The organism is Methylobacterium sp. WL6 (assembly GCF_008040095.1).
In the GTDB taxonomy this organism is placed as follows: Bacteria; Pseudomonadota; Alphaproteobacteria; order Rhizobiales; family Beijerinckiaceae; genus Methylobacterium.
Genome location: NZ_VRVH01000036.1, coordinates 12185 through 28204, shown reverse-complemented (window position 1 = coordinate 28204; position 16020 = coordinate 12185). Strand labels below are relative to the sequence as shown.

Annotated in this window: 16 protein-coding genes; 11 read left to right on the top strand and 5 right to left on the bottom strand. The window is 67.3% G+C overall.

Features of this window, described 5'->3' with window-relative positions; translation table 11 throughout:
* The coding region (locus FV230_RS07980) for an RNA polymerase sigma factor region1.1 domain-containing protein (RefSeq protein WP_187275433.1) at positions 1–281 on the bottom strand (281 nt) is incomplete at its 3' end.
* Positions 282–403: 122 nt separating this feature from the next.
* Entirely contained in the window at positions 404–1255 is an 852-nt protein-coding gene (locus FV230_RS07975) for a helix-turn-helix domain-containing protein (RefSeq protein WP_246694791.1), read from the bottom strand.
* Here FV230_RS07975 and FV230_RS30645 point away from each other — a divergent pair.
* Both FV230_RS30645 and FV230_RS31345 read left to right on the top strand, forming a co-directional pair.
* Entirely contained in the window at positions 1166–1486 is a 321-nt protein-coding gene (locus FV230_RS30645; protein ID WP_246694792.1) for a hypothetical protein, read from the top strand. The two genes, FV230_RS07975 and FV230_RS30645, sit on opposite strands and share 90 nt — an antisense overlap.
* A 788-nt stretch (positions 1487–2274) precedes the next feature.
* Entirely contained in the window at positions 2275–2493 is a 219-nt protein-coding gene (locus FV230_RS31345) for a hypothetical protein (RefSeq protein ID WP_348642125.1), read from the top strand.
* Positions 2494–2754: 261 nt separating this feature from the next.
* Here the strand turns inward: FV230_RS31345 and FV230_RS07965 are convergent, their stop codons facing one another.
* The 3 genes from FV230_RS07965 to FV230_RS07955 all read right to left on the bottom strand — a co-directional run bounded on the left by FV230_RS07965 (position 2755) and on the right by FV230_RS07955 (position 7909).
* On the bottom strand, positions 2755–4977 hold the full coding sequence (locus tag FV230_RS07965; protein ID WP_187275431.1) for an exopolysaccharide transport family protein: 2223 nt from the start codon (positions 4975–4977) through the stop codon (positions 2755–2757).
* 151 nt (positions 4978–5128) lie between these two features.
* Positions 5129–6439, bottom strand: a complete 1311-nt coding sequence (locus FV230_RS07960) for a polysaccharide biosynthesis/export family protein (RefSeq protein WP_246694790.1) — start codon at positions 6437–6439, stop codon at positions 5129–5131.
* A 237-nt stretch (positions 6440–6676) separates the two neighbouring features.
* Positions 6677–7909 carry a glycosyltransferase family 4 protein gene (locus FV230_RS07955; protein WP_147841967.1) on the bottom strand — a complete coding sequence of 411 codons (1233 nt, stop codon included), beginning with the start codon at positions 7907–7909 and terminating at the stop codon, positions 6677–6679.
* A 402-nt stretch (positions 7910–8311) separates the two neighbouring features.
* Between FV230_RS07955 and FV230_RS07950 the strand changes: the two genes are divergently transcribed.
* The 9 genes from FV230_RS07950 to FV230_RS07910 all read left to right on the top strand — a co-directional run bounded on the left by FV230_RS07950 (position 8312) and on the right by FV230_RS07910 (position 15937).
* Positions 8312–9292, top strand: coding sequence for a UDP-glucuronic acid decarboxylase family protein (locus FV230_RS07950; protein WP_147841966.1), 981 nt, complete (start codon positions 8312–8314; stop codon positions 9290–9292).
* Positions 9289–10083 carry a WecB/TagA/CpsF family glycosyltransferase gene (locus FV230_RS07945; protein ID WP_147841965.1) on the top strand — a complete coding sequence of 265 codons (795 nt, stop codon included), beginning with the start codon at positions 9289–9291 and terminating at the stop codon, positions 10081–10083. The genes FV230_RS07950 and FV230_RS07945 overlap by 4 nt, the downstream gene beginning before the upstream one ends.
* Positions 10084–10443: 360 nt before the next feature.
* On the top strand, positions 10444–11733 hold the full coding sequence (locus tag FV230_RS07940; RefSeq protein WP_187275430.1) for an O-antigen ligase family protein: 1290 nt from the start codon (positions 10444–10446) through the stop codon (positions 11731–11733).
* Positions 11734–11822: 89 nt separating this feature from the next.
* Complete coding sequence (locus FV230_RS07935) at positions 11823–13127, top strand: right-handed parallel beta-helix repeat-containing protein (RefSeq protein WP_147841963.1); 1305 nt, start codon at positions 11823–11825, stop codon at positions 13125–13127.
* Between the two features lie 101 nt (positions 13128–13228).
* On the top strand, positions 13229–13642 hold the full coding sequence (locus tag FV230_RS07930) for a hypothetical protein (RefSeq protein WP_147841962.1): 414 nt from the start codon (positions 13229–13231) through the stop codon (positions 13640–13642).
* The gene (locus FV230_RS07925; RefSeq protein ID WP_147841961.1) at positions 13639–13893 is read left to right on the top strand and encodes a hypothetical protein; all 255 of its coding nucleotides are present in this window, start codon (positions 13639–13641) and stop codon (positions 13891–13893) included. Before FV230_RS07930 ends, FV230_RS07925 begins: the two co-directional genes overlap by 4 nt.
* A 223-nt stretch (positions 13894–14116) precedes the next feature.
* Positions 14117–15196, top strand: coding sequence for an IS630 family transposase (locus tag FV230_RS07920; protein WP_147841960.1), 1080 nt, complete (start codon positions 14117–14119; stop codon positions 15194–15196).
* A 63-nt stretch (positions 15197–15259) separates the two neighbouring features.
* Positions 15260–15484 (top strand): hypothetical protein, encoded by a 225-nt coding sequence (locus tag FV230_RS07915; protein WP_147841959.1) that lies wholly within the window; start codon positions 15260–15262, stop codon positions 15482–15484.
* A 234-nt stretch (positions 15485–15718) separates the two neighbouring features.
* A complete protein-coding gene (locus tag FV230_RS07910; protein ID WP_147841958.1) occupies positions 15719–15937 on the top strand; it encodes a hypothetical protein in 219 nt (72 codons plus the stop codon).
* Positions 15938–16020 lie beyond the last annotated feature (83 nt).

The window sequence follows — 16020 nt, the reverse complement described above, 5'->3', positions numbered from 1 at the left end:
GGCTCGCCCTCGCCGGTTGGTGCGATCACGCGGGGTACGCCGGGCTCCGGGCTCGCGAGGGTCAGGCGCGGCGCGGCGTCGGTCTCGGCGCGCGGGCCGAACGCATCCGGCTCCACGCTCACCCCCGCCGCCTCCAATTCCAGCATCACCAGGACGAGGTCGTCGACGTCGAAGGTCTCGACCGGCAGAGCCGCCTGAAGCTCGCTCGCGGTCAGCTCCCCGCGCTCGCGCCCCAGGGCGATCAGACGGTCGAGCGTCGCGCGGTCGATCGTGCCTGCCATCCGTTTCCTCCCGCCGTTTCCCCTGCGATAAGTGGCGCCGGGCAAGCGGGTTTCACGGACCTTCGCGGGCGCGCGCGGGCTCGATGCGGCGCGTGCGCGGATCCTGGCGTCGGGGCCGATCGTCAGTACAGCGCCCTGGCCAAGCCGATGAGGCTGTCCTCGCGATCGATCGCCTCGTCGGCATCCGGGCGCATCAGCTCGGTCCGGAACCGCCCCGGCGGGAGGCCGAAGGCCGCCGCGAAGGCGCGGCTGCAATGGCTTTCGGTGGCGAATCCGTGGGCGTAGGCGAGGCTTCCGAGACGGCGCGTCTCGCCGGGGCGCAGGAGGGCGCGGCGCAGCTCGTTCAGGCGTCGCTGCTGGATGAACCGCCTCACCCCGCCATCCACGCCGAAGACCCGGTACAGGACGGAGCGCGAGATCCCGATCCCGTCCGCGACGGCATGCGCGTCGAGGTTCGGGTCCGGCAGGCGCGTCGCGATGAAGGCCTCGGCACGCCGGCGCCGCAGCGCGTCCCCCGCCTCGGCCGGAAGCGCCTCGGCCGAGGCCGGCAGGCCCTTGAGGCCTAGGCTCAGCAGGTTGATCGCCGCCGCTGCGACGTGGGCCGACGGATCCGGCCGCAGCGATGCGGATCGCCGCGTGAGCGAGGCCAGGAAATCCGTGAGCAGGCCGCAAGCCGCGGCCGGCAGGACGGTGCCGTGGATCCCGGCCGGATCGGAGATCACCTCCGCGACGTGGGCGCGTGCCACTTGAATCGAGAGCAACTCCGCGCGCGTCGTCATGCGGGAGACGTGGGGGCGGCTCGTGTCGAGCACGACGACCTCGCCGGGCTGAAGCCGCCGCTCGGCACCGGGCGGACCGGACACGAAATCCCCAGATCTCAGGAGATGGAGCGTGATGTGATCGAAGCCTTGGCGGCCGACGCACGCCCAGGTGCGGTTCGACAAGACGCCTTCCACGCGCCGTTCATGCAGCACCAGACGCGGGAGGCGGATGACGTTGAGGCGCGCGCTGAAGCCGGCGCCGATCCGCGACAGGTCGGCGACACCGCCGTAGAGGCGGTGATAAGCTTCGAAATTCTCGACGTCCAACTGCAGACCCCAACGCGCCCGAGGCATGCCGTCAGACGGCAAGCAACGGCACGGCTTCGGGCATTGTTCCGCTTGATATCGGCAACCTTAGATAAGCCTGACTTCACCTTTGCGTGATCTCTGATCGTGGCTTCCTCGCCGGCAGCCACGTGCGGCCTGCGCAATCCGCGTCGGCGAGCCGGCTGATGCCCGGCATCCCGCTTCCCATCCGTCGCGCAGGCAAGCTGTCGTCGGCAGCCTCCGTGCCGGCGAACGGGTGAGCCTGGCCGCTCTCTGGCATCCACCGCGGGCTCGACGCGGTCGCGGTCATGCCGACGCGCAGCGACATCGTCGGGACGGCGATCCCCCCGTCGTCCCGTTCGATCGCGCTTTCCGGCACAGGGCGTGGAACGCTTTCCTCGACGTCGCCGTATCTGGTCCGCGTCCCGCCCCTACCCAGGCGAGGACCGTCCTTGCGTTCGGAGACTTCGATTTCGAGGCGATCCGTCTCGGAGGGCCGATGGCGCCGGCCAGGCGCGCCGAACGACGTGCTCGCCTCGCTCCACGGGAGTCGGACTTGAAAACCCTGGTTGCGCTGGTCCTCTCCATGGCGGTGTTCCTGGCACACGGTGCCGTGGCGCAGACGACGGAGGACGATCCGGGTTCGACGAGCTCTGAAGAGGCGAGGCCGGGTCCGCCGCCGCCGCTTCCCGACCTGTCCGATCCGAACTCCCGCACTGGAGAAAGTCTGGGAGAGCCCGATGCGCGATCGGGCATTCCCAAGACGCTGCGTGGGTCGGCCAGCAAGTCCGGCGGACCGGCGAACGACCTGAACCCGAGCGGCACGCCGCAGGAGGCGCCCCCCCCGAAGGGCGACCTCGCGAACGTGCTCACGGGCAAGGAACTGTTTCACGGCAACTATTGCGGTGCGGGCCAGCGCGGCGCCGACCGACGCCCTCGACGCCGCCTGCCAGCGCCACGACGCCTGCTACGATGCGGCCGGGCACCGCTCGTGCGAGTGCGACCAGGCACTCAGGCGCGAGGCGACGGCGGTATCGGAACGACCGGACGTCCCGCTCGAGGTTCGCCGGCGGTCGCTCAGCGTCGCCGAGGCCGCCGATGCGATGAATTGCCGGGCTCCCTGAGCCGGGCCCGGCACGCGGTCGCCCTCGTCGGCCGGGACCCTGGGACGGCACAGGTCGGATCGGTTCGGCATCGCCATCCGCCCTGTCGGGGCCGGTCGAGACGCCGCAAATGAGCGCCCGATCCGTCGCGGTCGAGGGCGACGGGGACGGTGCGGGGGGCCGGGGCATTCGCCTCGCGGACGTTCGCGGCGTGGAGAGCGACCGGCCTCGCGGAACGGTCGTCGACGCCGTGCCGTCCTTCGCGTGGGCAGCGCGGAATCCTCAGGGTTTCAGCAGCTGCGAAGCCCGTGTGCGCTTCATCGCCGAGCGGATGGAGCCGAGGAAGGGCCCTTTCGCGGCAGAGTCCCTTCGGTCCCAGGACGACGCGCCTCGACCGCGCCTGCCGGCGCCCTGGTTCGTCGCTGGATCGACGTGGGTCATCAAGGTCCCGCAGACGCGAACCGAAAGGCTATCGAACCGCTTGAAGGCGGCCGCGATGGTCTCCCGAGGCGTCGTGCCCCACCGGGCGAGATGAACCACCAGATCGGCCAGCCTTGCGAGCGGCAGAAAGTCGAGCGACTGCAGAACCGGCGGAGCTTCGAGGATGATGATCTCGAACGAGGACCTCACCCGTTCGATGAAGGCTGCGAGACGCATGCAGGTGAGATCGTCGGAAGCGATCCAGCGTGGCGCTGCCAAACGGACGACCGGATCGTCGGCGAAATCCCTCAGGAAGGCATCAGGGTCGCTCACCGCCGCATCGAGCGGCAGGGATAGGGTGCCTGTTTCCTCGGTCGACCGCGACGCGACATCGACGATGAGGGCTCTCCCGCCGTTCCTGGCCGCCTCGGTCGCCAGGGCGCGGCCGACGTCCGACTTGCCTTCCTTGGCAACCGACGATGTGATGAGGAGGACGCGGCCGAAGGCGGCGGCGGTCTGCACGTCGATCGAGGCCGCCAGGAACCGGATCGCCTCCTCGAAAAGGCGCTTGTCGCTCGGCTTCGGGCGCTTCGGCTGGTCGGGGATCATGCCGAGGCACGGCGTCTGCGTCTCGGCCGACAGCTCGGCCTCCGAGCGGAGGCCGTCGTGCCGGTTCTCCAGCAGGTAGGCTCCGCCGATCCCGATCGCCGTCGCGCCCAACATCGCCACGGCGAAGATCACGACCGGGTTCGGTCCCGAGGGAAGCGGGATCGCCTCGGCCCGCATCACGACCTGCGCGCTGGTGGACGCCAGGCCCGCTGCGGCGATGGCCTGGGCATAGCTTTCGGTGAGCACCTTCAGCCTGTCACGCAACGAGGTCGCGTCGAGTTGAAGGCTCTTCAGCTGGGTCTCGCGCTTCTTGGAGTCGATCGCCGTGTCCTTGGTCTGCCTGATGTGAGCCGCGAGCGCTGCCTCCGCGTCGGCGGCGGATCTCAAGCGGCCGTCCAATTCCTTGATCGCTCCCTCGATCTCCGCGTGGAGGCGCGTCTCCGTGTCGTCGAGCGCGGATCGCGCGCGCGCGAGGCCGGGATGCTTCGGTCCGTTGAGGGCGAGTTCCGCCAGTTCCCTCCGCTGCTTCTCGCGGTTCTCCAGAAGTTCCCGGATCACCGGAGCACCGGCGAGGTCTTCCGCGGACGGAACGCCTCCGGCGACGAAGACCTCTTTGGCGTGTGCGACCCTCGCCTCCTCGGCTAGGCGCAAAGCGGTCGCCGCATCGAGACGGGCGGACAGGTTCTGCAGTTGCTGCTGTGGCATTCCACCGTCGGTCGACAGCTCGAGAAATCCCGACTGGCGCCGATACGCGTTCACGGCCGACTCGGCGATGTCGAGCGACGCGCGGGTCTGACGGATCTGCGAGGCGACCCAGTCGCTTGTCCGCTGGGCAGCCCTGACGCCGGTCTCCATGTTGTTGCTGATGTATTCGTCCAGGAACGCATTGACGATCTTCGCTGATCGCTCCGGATCGGCCGAAGCATACGAAACGCCGATGATGTAGGACCGAATGTCGTTGGTGACGGAGAGACCCTGAAGAAGTGCGTGCGCGATCAGGTCTTCGCGAAACGTCTGGTCCGAGGACGGCGTCTGCCAAGGGCGAATGGTGCGGAGATTGTCGGGCAGCCAGCTTTCGAAACGAAGGATGAACGGGGTCGCGGGTGCAAACTCCGGATCTGCCGCCAAGTTGAGGCGGGCGACGACCCGGCGGGCGACGGCCCTGGAGCGGAGCAGGCGCGCTTCGCTCTCCACGAGGGCCGACGCTTCGACCGCCGTTCCGGTCGATTGCGCCGATGATCCCGTCCGCGTCTGCTCGTCGCGGCTGAAGGTCAGCTGGATCAAGGCGTCTGCGGTATAGGTCTTCTTGATGAGGATCAGCCCGGCGATGCCCATCACGAACCCGGCCAGCAGCGCCACCCCAATGAGCCGGCGGCGACGCAAGATCATCTTGATCGCCGACTGCGCGACGCCGTCGTAGTGATCACGGACGCTCGTCTCCCTGAGGTGGGGATCGAACCGCGGCAACTGGTTCATGTCGTCCTCGTCGTTGAAGGCTGTCGGATGGTCTTCGAGGCGTAGAGCTTCCGCTCGGCCGCACGGTGGTCTGGCATCGGTGGCGCCTTCCGGGGCGCCGCTCGCGGTCGGGCCGGGTACGCGGTCGGACGATGCCCGCGGCGCCGATCGGTTATCGAAGCAGAGCGCCCGGGTACTTGTCGGTCGGATCCGCGGAGGTCCATGTGGTCGGGCGTTGCGCTGCGCGGTCGGAGGCCGTGGCCGTGGCATTGGCGGCGACGCCGTTGCTTGCGCCGCCTTGCGCCATGGCATCCGACGCTGCGCCGTCCCGGCGGATCTCGACGATCTCGCCCGGCGCAAGGACCGTGGTCAGCGTCACGCGCACGGTCTCCGCCTTCCCGTTCTGGCGCCGGGTGACGAAGGCGCTGCGGCTCAATTCCTGCGACGTGGCGATGCCGAGAGTGCCGCCCTGCTGGATGCGCGCTTCGCGGACCTCCCGCGCCGTGGGGAGGCTCGTCTCGACCTCGGCCAGGCGAGAGCGCAGCTCCTGCAACTCGACGATGACGCGCCGCTTGTAGGTGTTCCGCGTGTCGAGCACGCGCACGGCGAGATCGCCGATGCCCAGCTCGAGACGGGCCAGCTCCGAGGAGAGGCGCGCGATGTTTCCCTTGTTGCGCGCTTCCTCGCGCTTGAGCTCGATCCCGGTGTAGCGCCGCGCGAGACCGTCGCTCATGAGCTTGTTGTAGTCGGCGAGATGGTCCTGAATCAGGTTCAATTGCACCTGTTCCGAAGCCGACTGGGCCTTGTTTCCCACGATTTCCGCTTCGAGCCGGGGCTTCTGCTCCTCGAGCAGCGAGACCTCGGCCTTCAGAGCCTTCTGCTGGGTCTCCAGCATCTCGCGTTCCGCCTTCAAGAGGGCGCGCGTCCCATCGTCCTCGGTCAGCTCGGCGGGAAGCGCGAAGCTCGGCGCGTCGTTGAGCTGCGCCGACAGGCGAGCGCGGCGGACCAGGAGCGTGCGGCGGGTCAGCTCGAGCGCTCGCACGCGCTCCTCGGCCAGGAGAAACTCCGTGCGCAGCCCGATCTGCGCCTGCTCGGGCAGCGCATATCCCCCTGCCAGGGCGATGGCGCTCTGGACGGTGGCACCGTAGCGGAACGGATAGCTTCCCGGGGATTTGACGTCGCCCATCACGTAGATCGGCCGCATCTCGGAAATCCGGGCGCTCACGACCGGCTGATGGAAGTAGCCGTCGGCGAGCCTTTCCGTCACACGCTTCTGAAGCTCGGGCAGCGTCAGATCCGCGACCGCGACGTCGCCGACGATGGGAAGCAGGATGCTGCCATCGCCGCCGACCACGTAGTCCCCGGCCAGCTCCGGCTGACCGAACACGGACAGGGTGATCTTGTCGCCGGACGAAATCCGATAGGCCGCGTCCTGCGCGCGGGCGGAACATCCCACCGCGATCACCGCCAGGGCGGCGAGCACCACCGAGCCGAGGCGGCCGACCCATCGAGAGAGCTCATGCATGGCGACCGACCTGTCTTCCCGTCGAGACCCGAATGGATCATCTCGAAATCGCGGCTGCGTTCATCCGGCGCGACCGCGAAAGCCTACGGTGCCTCGGCTCCGCTTGACGCTATTCTTCGGGACAGCGGCGCAGCTCTTTGGGCACTAATACCGATGCGTGCTGCGAGATCGCATCGTCGAGCGGCTTCTGCGTCGTCATAAGACTTGCGACGCGCCGTCTCCGCAGCCGTGCCGACCACCGTGATCGGATGCCGCGCGTTTCAGGGCGTGAAACCGTGACGCGAGCGCCGCCCGATAGACGGAGATCAGGGCCTTCGTCGTGATCGGCTCGGCCCAGCGCTGCTCATAGACCGCGCGCCCGGCACGTCCCATGCGCCGCGCCTCGGCCGGATCGCCGGAGATCCGCCTCAGGGCGCGGGCGAGATCCCCTGGATCGTCGGGTTCCACGAGAAGGCCGGTGACGCCGTCCTCGACGAGTTCGGCGAGCGAGCCGATGCGCGATGCGATCACCGGGGTGCCGGCGGCGAACGCCTCGATGATCACCATCGGGAGGCCCTCGTACCAGAGCGAGGGCACGACAAGGGCTCGGGCACGCGCGATCGCCGCCTGCGTCTCGGCCGGCGCGAGAGCACCGTGCGGCACGAGCCAGGGGCCGGCAGCGACCTCCGATCGCATCGGACCGTCACCGGCGACATCGACCAGCAACCCTGCCTGCGCGGCGGCCTGGGCCAGCACGGACAGGCCCTTCTCGGGGCTGAGGCGACCGGCATACAGGAGGCGTTGCCGCGGGCCGTCGAAGACGGGGCCCGGATCCGCGAGACCGTTGGGCTTCACGAAGATCCGCTCGGCGGGAACGCCGGCGCGAGCGAAGCGATCGCGGGCGAAGCCGGTCAGGGCAATGAACGCGTCGACGTCGTGCTTCCAGGTGCCCACCCGGCGGTGATGGGCGATCATGTGGGCGACCGCGAGGGATCCGATCCGCGAGCCGCGGTAGCAGCCATGGACGGCCGCGGCGTACGGCGTGCCCGCGATACAATCCTCGCAGGGCCGTCCGTCGCGCAGGAGGAGCGCGCCGGCGCAGACGATCCTGTAATTGTGCAGGGTCTGCACGGTGGCGGGACCGACCGCGCGAACCGCCGCATGAACCGCCGGGGAAACCAGCGGGAACGTATTGTGGACGTGCACGACGTCGGGGCGGAAGTCGCGAACCGCTTCCAGGACACGGGCGATCCCGCGCGGCGCGTGCGCGGCCTCGATGGCGACGCGCAAGCGGGCGACGGGGCTGTCGATGGTGTCGTTGCTGACGAGAACGGTCTCGACCCGGCAGCCGGCCCGCGCGAGCGCCATCGCTTCGCCCTCGACGACGGCGTCCTCGCCACCGCGGATCTGGTAGCGGTTGTGAGAGATGAGAACGCGAAGGCTAGTCATCGCCACCGAGCCGACTTGATTGAGGGGGGAATTTCCGGGTTTGTTCGGACAAAAAATTTTTATCGCAAACATATAAGACTATGTAATACTATATAACTTGTTAGAAATAATTTTCGATATTTTTGATGCAATGATGATCCGGTTCAGGCCAGAGCAGCAACCATAGCTCAGCATCATATGAACGCACGCCCGTCAGCGGGAGTAGTGCGAAAGGGTCGCGTTCCACGCTCGGCATCCTGCCGATGAACGGTTTGGCGCCGCGTCCGGCAAGCGCAAGCTCAAGGCCGCCACGCTCCGATCGAGCAGCCAGGGTTTCCGAGCCGATGCGTCCGAAGCATCGGTCGGGAGACGTGATCGGCAATCGAGAGCAGGACGCGACATCATCGTACGGGGATGGAGACAATGAAGAAACGCGTGCTCATCACCGGAGGGGCCGGTTTTATCGGGTCGCATCTCTGCGCCCGGCTGCTCAGAGAGAACAACGACGTCTTGTGCGTCGACAACTTCTACACCGGATCACGAAGCAACGTCGCCGAGCTCGCCCACCAACCGGCTTTCGAGCTTCTGCGGCACGATGTGTCTTTTCCTCTCTATGTCGAAGTCGACGAGATCTACAATCTCGCCTGCCCCGCCTCCCCGATCCACTACCAGCGCGATCCCGTGCAGACGACGAAGACGAGCGTCATGGGAGCGATCAACATGCTGGGCCTGGCGAAGCGCCTGCGCATTCCCGTCCTCCAGGCATCGACGAGCGAGGTCTACGGCGATCCCGACGTCCATCCGCAGCCGGAAGCGTATCGCGGCCGGGTCAGCATCACCGGACCGCGGGCCTGCTATGACGAGGGCAAGCGCTGCGCCGAAACCCTGTTCTTCGACTATCAGCGGCAGCATCGGCTTCCGATCCGGGTCGCGCGGATCTTCAACACCTACGGCCCCCACATGCATCCGCAGGACGGCCGGGTCGTCTCCAACTTCATCATCCAGGCGCTGACCGGCGAGCCGATCACCCTGTACGGCGACGGATCGCAGACCCGTTCCTTCTGCTACGTCGACGATCTCATCGAAGGGCTCGTGCGTCTGATGGCGATGGATCAGGACCTCGAGGCCCCGGTCAATCTCGGCAACCCGGTCGAGATCACCATCGCCGAGCTCGCGCACCGCATCATCGACCTGTGCGGCTCCGGTTCGGCCATCGTGTACCGACCCTTGCCGCAGGACGATCCGACCCAGCGCTGCCCCGACATCGGTCGCGCGCAGAACCTGCTGCACTGGACGCCGAAGGTCGCTCTGGATGACGGATTGAAGCGCACCATCGCCTATTTCGAAGCGCTGCTGGCAGGTCCGGGCGGCACGGTCAGCCCGCTTCTGAGGGCCGCCTCATGAGCGCTCCGTCAAGGCCTCCGCGCGTCGAGATCCTCGGCGTTCCGGTGAGCGCCATCACCCTCCAGGATGCGGTCATGACGATCGATGCCTGGATCCGGTCGCGCCGGCGCCACTACGTCTGCGTCACCGGGGTCCACGGCATCATGGAATGCCGGCGCGACGCCGCCCTGCGCGAGATCCATGCGAGCGCCGGCATGGTCACGCCGGACGGGATGCCCCTGGTCTGGATGGCCCACAGGCTCGGCCGCCCCCGCGTGCGGCGCGTCTATGGTCCCGACCTGATGCGGGAGATCTCGCGCATCTCGCCGGCCCTCGGATACCGTCACTACTACTTCGGCGGCGGCCCCGGTCTCGCGGACAAGCTCTCGGAGACCTTGCGCGCCGCCCATCCGGGCCTGGTCGTCGCCGGCACGTTCAGCCCGCCCTTCGGCGCCGTCACCGCCGAGGAGGACGAGGCGATCGTGCGCGCCATCAACGCGAGCAGGCCCGACATCGTGTGGGTCGGCCTCAGCACGCCCAAGCAGGAGCGCTGGATGAGCGCTCACCGGGATCGGATCGAGGCGCCGGTGCTGATCGGCGTCGGCGCCGCCTTCGATTTCCTCGCCGGCACCAAGCGCCAAGCGCCGCGCTGGATGCAGCGGAACGGACTCGAATGGGCGTTTCGCCTGGGAACCGAGCCCAGGCGGCTATGGCGTCGCTATGCCTCGATGATCCCGCGCTTCGTCGCCCTGGCCACGGCCCAGCTGATCCGCCGGGACAGGACGGTCGGTCGGGCCGAGAACACCGTCTGATCCCATCCGGCCGCGGGCAGGTCGGACCCGCGATGGAAGCGTGGGCCCGACCCGCCGCATCGGCCCGGTCCGGGACCCGATGCGTTCGGCGGACCCGCCCCCGCCTTCACCGTTCGAGGGCGGCGGCTCGAACCGGATTGGGCCTCCCCCTTCCGGGTCGCGGGAATGACACCGATGCTCCGCCGATCCGCGCGAGCCACGGTGGCATCCTGAGCCGGATCTTTGATCGATCGAACTCGAGCAGGTCTCGCGCAAATGACCTATGCAACCGGACGGGCGCGTGCGTCGCGATGGCCGACCCCGTACTTCGGCGACGCGTATCTTCGATTCGGGTGCTTTGCGCTGCTCGGCTATGCGGTCTTGGGAAAGGGATTCGCCTATCTCGGCGTGCCGCCCCTTTTCGTGGGCGAAATCCTGCTGCTTCTCGGTTTCGTCGCCTGGACCCGAACACGGTGCGTGCTCGCGACCTTCGTGCCGGTGCAGAACCAAATCCTCGCCGGGTTGATGGTCCTGATCGTGATTCGTGCCGCGCCCGACATCGGCATCTACGGCCTCGACACGATCCGCGACAGCATGCTCGTCTTCTACGGGCTGTTCGCGTTCTTCGTCACCGCGCTCCTGCTGGAGCAGCCGCACCGCATCGAGGTCCTCGTGGCCCGATATGCGTCCTTCGCGTGGCTGTATGGACTGATCGGCGGACCGCTCTTCCTCCTGGCCAAGTACACCAACGACGCTGTGCCGAAGTGGCCATGGTCGGGAACGCCGATGTTCGAGATCAGGCCCGGCGAAGCATCGGTGCACGTCGCAGGCGCTACGATTTTCGTGCTTCTCGGCTTGCGCAAGGTCAGCCTGCCATGGGTCCTGGCGTTGCTGTTCGGGCTGGCCCTGCTGACGCCGAGCCGCGGCGGAATGCTGGCCTGTCTCGTCCCGAGCCTACTCGCCGCCGTCGTCGGCCGGCAGATGCGGAAGATCGTGCGCATCATGCTCCTGTGCCTGGTCTTTTTCGGGCTGATGGCCGTCCTCGGGATCAAGCAGATCGGGCCGCCCAATCCCGACGGCTCGCATCGCGAAATCGGGCTCGAGCAGATCGTCGACAATGTCAACAGCATCCTCGGCGAGAGCAAGTCCGCCAATCTCGACGACACCAAGACGTGGCGGTTGCACTGGTGGCAGAGGATCAAGGACTATACGCTGCACGGGCCTTATTTCTGGACGGGCAAGGGTCTCGGGATCAATCTTTCGGTCGTCGATGGGATCAGCAACGCCCGCTCCGACAATCCCCTGCGGAGCCCGCACAACGTCAACATGACGTTCCTGGCGCGGACCGGCGTGCCGGGGGTCTCGCTCTGGATCCTGCTGCTCGCGACCTGGTTCGGTCGATTGCTGTGGGACGTCGTCCAGGCTCGGCGACGCGGGGATATCGACCAGTCGAACGTGCTGCTCTGGATCGTCGCCTACGGTCTCGCGTTCGTGATCGACGCCTCCTTCGACGTCGCTCTCGAGGGCCCGATGCTCGGGATCTGGTTCTGGTGCCTGTTCGGCTTCGGCATCGCGGCATCGATGATCTACCGGATGCCGTACAAGCGGCCGGCTCCCGGGTCCGCGAGAAGATCGTTCGCTCTCGACGCCCTCTCGGGCGCCGCGAAATAGCAACGGGCGACGGGACGTGCCCGTCGGCAAAAGGCCTGTGCCCGGTCTGGCAGGGCACGACGGGAATCCGATTTTCGAGAGCGAATGCGATGCGCGATCAGCGGGCGGCCCTCATCGTCCTTGCCTTCCTGTCCTCGATCCCGGCGCCGGCCGCCGCAGGTTCGGACGAGCATCGCCCGCCGGCGATCGCCGTCGACGTCGATGCTGCGGGCCCCCCCCACAAGCCGTCCGGGGGAGCGGCGGAGACGGCCGGGCTGCTCGGGCCGGCCGGCCCGAAGGACATCGCCTGCAAGGGAATCCGCGTCCAACCCGGCGCCAGGCTGCAGGAGATGGCGGAAGCGGCAGGCCCGGGTGCTGCCTTCTGCCTTCAGCCCGGTCTCTACCCGGCCCAACATGTCAGCCCGCTCCCGTCGCAATCCTTCACCGGGCTGAAGGGCGCCGTCCTCGATGGTCGGAACGGCGTCCGCCGCGCCTTCGACGGGACCGCCCGCGACGTCGTCATCCGAAACCTCGTGATCCGCAACTATACGGCCGGCAACCAGGATGCGGCCGTCTATGCCGCCCACGGACGCGGCTGGCGCGTCCTCGACAACGAGATCTGCTGCAATGCCGGGATCGGCGTCTCCATGGGCATCGGCACCGTGGTCTCGGGCAACAGCATCCACCACAATGCCCAGTCGGGCTACGGCACCGCCATGCCCGGTGCGCCGATCGTCGAAAACAACGAGATCGCGTTCAACAATGATCAGAAGAAGTTCGATCCGGCCTTCGAGGCCGGTGGCGGCAAGATCACCTTGAGCGACGGCGCCGTCGTCCGGCACAACTGGGTCCACGACAACCAGGGGCCCGGCATCTGGAGCGATATCGACAACACGAACTATACGGCCGAGTGGAACCTGGTCGAGAACAATTGCTGCGGCGGCATCTTTCACGAAATTTCCTGGACCGCCGCGATCCGGCACAACGTCGTCCGCAACAATTCCGGCGACACGTGCCCTGGCTGGCTCTGGTGCGCCGGCATCATCGTCGCCGCCTCCGGCGCGACCGAGGGCGCCGTGATCGACATCGCCTTCAACACGATCGTGTCCGACGGCGCGACGAAGGGCAACGGCATCGCCCTGATCCAGCAATCCCGGCAGGCGGGAAAATTCGGGACCTATCTGCTGCGCAACATCTCCATTCACGACAATACGATCGACGTGTCGGCGGGAGGCAGCAGCGGCGCCGTTCAGGACACGGGCGATCTCAGGATCTTTTCCGATCGAAGCATCCGCATGGACCGGAACATCTACATCGTCGGCCCCAACCGGAGCCCTTTCTCCTGGGCGAACGAGACCGGTGGGCGGGACCTGATGACGGCACACGGCCAGGAGCTGTCGGGCACGTTTCGCTGAACCGCGGATCGGCCCGACACAGGGTCGACGCGCATGCGGGCTTGCGCCAAGTCCGGCGCGGCAGCGCGACCGGCCGCGGCACGATCGAAATGGATCGACCCATGGCGACCATGGCGACGGACGCATGGTCGCTCGGTGCGCTGCCGAACAGCCCGGCCGCGCCGCAGGCCGTGAACATGCTGCTCGACACGCTGCGCGCCACGGGCCGGCGGCTGCCGCCGGGCTCAAACACCTCGGCCGACCGCGCCATGCAGGAAGCCTTGTCGGAGCAGAGCGCCTTGGGCGAGGCCGTCACGGCGCTGCGGACGCAGGGCCGATCCCTGTTCGCCAACGTCGGCGGCAAGGCGCGGCAGGCGGCGCTTGGCCGGCAGACCGGCCGCCTCGCGGACCTCTTCACCGCGCCGGACAGCGCCGACCGCATCGCCGACATCGTGCAGCGCGGCGTCGAGCCGGTGTTCGCGAACGCACTGCTGCGGCAAAGCCTTCAGACTTCGGGAGCTATGGGCCGACGATGACATACACACTGCATCAGCTCGCCGCCGGCAGCTACGACCTGGCCCTCGATGGGGTGATCGTTGGCGGTGTCGTTCGCGAGACCACAGCAGGAGGCGCTCCTACCGGGTGGTGCGCGGAGCTGCTGGAGGATCTTCCGGCTGCGACACGCCCCCGGCCCTTCGATTGCGTCGAGCACCGATTGCCGACCCTCGAGGCGGCGACGGCATGGCTTGGTGGTGCGCCGATCCTGAGCGCGTTCGAAGCAGCGTAGAGGGCGTATTACCTCACAGCAGCGGCCGAAGGCGCCTTGACGAGCGGCCACCTCTGGATGGCGGCCCTGTGCGGCGCGATTGTCATGCTGCTGGTGGTGATGATCCTGCTGGACCACGGGACGCTGCGAAATCGTCCCAGCGGGTAGTTGGCTAGTGGTTGAGCCCTGACGGTTGAGTCCGTGTGGGGTTTCGGTTTGCGCCCCATCCTGCGAGTCTGGCGGGATGCGCAGTGGCATCTCTTTCACGCTCTCCACCTCGGATCGCCTTCGGCTCGAAGCACTCGTCGCGGATCGAAACACGTCGCAGAAGCACGTCTGGCGCGCCCGTATCGTACTGCTGAGCGCCGATGGGCTGGGGACGCATGCGATCATGCGTGAGGCGGGCGTGTCCAAGACGGTGGTCTGGCGCTGGCAGGACCGCTTCGCGCAGGAGGGCGCCGATGGGCTCCTTCGGGACAAAACGCGACCGGCGCGCATCCCGCCGCTGGGGCCGGAGGTGGCGGCGCGCGTGGTGGCTCTGACGCAAGGAGAACCACCCGGCGAGACCACCCATTGGACGGCCGCCGCCATGAGCAAGGCCGCGGCCATCAGTGTCTCGTCGGTGCAGCGGATCTGGTGGGGGCACGGCCTACAGCCGCATCGAGTCCGGCAGTTCAAGCTCTCCACCGACCCGGCCTTCGCCGCCAAACTGCGCGACGTCGTCGGGCTCTACGTCGACCCGCCGGCCCACGCCGTCGTGCTCTCGGTCGACGAGAAGAGCCAGATCCAGGCGCTCGCCCGCACGCAGGCCCCATTGCCGATGAAGCCGGGCCAGCCGACAACGCGCACCCACGATTACAAGCGCCGCGGCACGACGACCCTGTTTGCCGCCCTGGACGTGCTGGAGGGCAAGGTGATCGGCCGCTGCATGCAGCGCCACCGGCATCAGGAGTTCATCCGCTTCCTCAATGCGGTCGAGGCGGCGGTTCCGGTGGGCAAGATCGTCCACGCGATCCTGGACAACTATGCCGTCCACAAGCACCCGAAGGTCCGTGCCTGGCTCGACCGCCACCCGCGCTGGACCTTCCACTTCACCCCGACCTCAGCCTCGTGGCTCAATGCCGTCGAGGGCTTCTTTGCCAAGCTCGCAAAACGCCGGCTCCGACGCGGCGTGTTCGGATCGCTGATCGAGGTACAGGCCGCCATCAAACGCTTCATCGCCGAGAGCAACGGCAATCCGAAGCCGTTCGTCTGGACCGCCGACCCGGATCGCATCATCCAGGCCGCAAAGCGCGGGCACCAAGTGTTAGACCCGTACCACTAGTTTGATGCTAACTGGGCTTGACCCAGCCTTTGAGCGATCGAGCGACCGTGGCATGATGGTCCTATGCCATATGCCGTCGAAATCTCAATCGCCGATCCTTCGTCGCTTGACGAAGAAAACATGCTACCGATGTACCTCTTACCCGACATGTTCGATACGGTCGCGGATGCGAAGGATGCCGCGGCTGCTCACATCGCTGGTTTAGGGCGTGATCCCGCGACTGTGATATTTGCGGTCACGGACCATAATGGCCTTACCATCGTGACGAGTGTGGAGGCGGCGCGATGACCGCCCCAAACGCGCATGCGACCGGCTGCCTCGCCCGATTGCTGCCGGATCAATAGATTGAGCTAACGGAGCATTGGGCTTCATGGGGTCAGTCTAACGGCCCGCCCGACATCAGCCGCGGTGGGCCTTTTCCTATGTCCCAATCCGGTAGCAGAAGCCACAACGTCAGCGCTGATCTCTTCACCCTGCAAGCAGCCGCTGTGAACCTATCCGGCCGCCAGTCGTAGCCATCGCATGAGCGATTTCGCGCGACCGTCTTTGGACAATGCGATGGAGGCGAAGGGCACGCTCGCTCAATTGTCAGTCGCGGATTTCGTGAAAGGGTGGCGCGCTATCGTCGGCGAGCCGCCCTCGATCATGCTCGACGATCGGTCTGAGATGATCAAGCACTTGATCGAAGGCGTGCCGGCTGCCGTTCTGGACCCAGCAGCTGCTCTGACCGCGATTGGTTAGCTCGTTGAGTCAGTCTCAACCGTCAGCGCTCCTCAGCGTCAATCGCGGCGGGCTTTTTCGTGGGTGGCCCTAGAACGATCGGC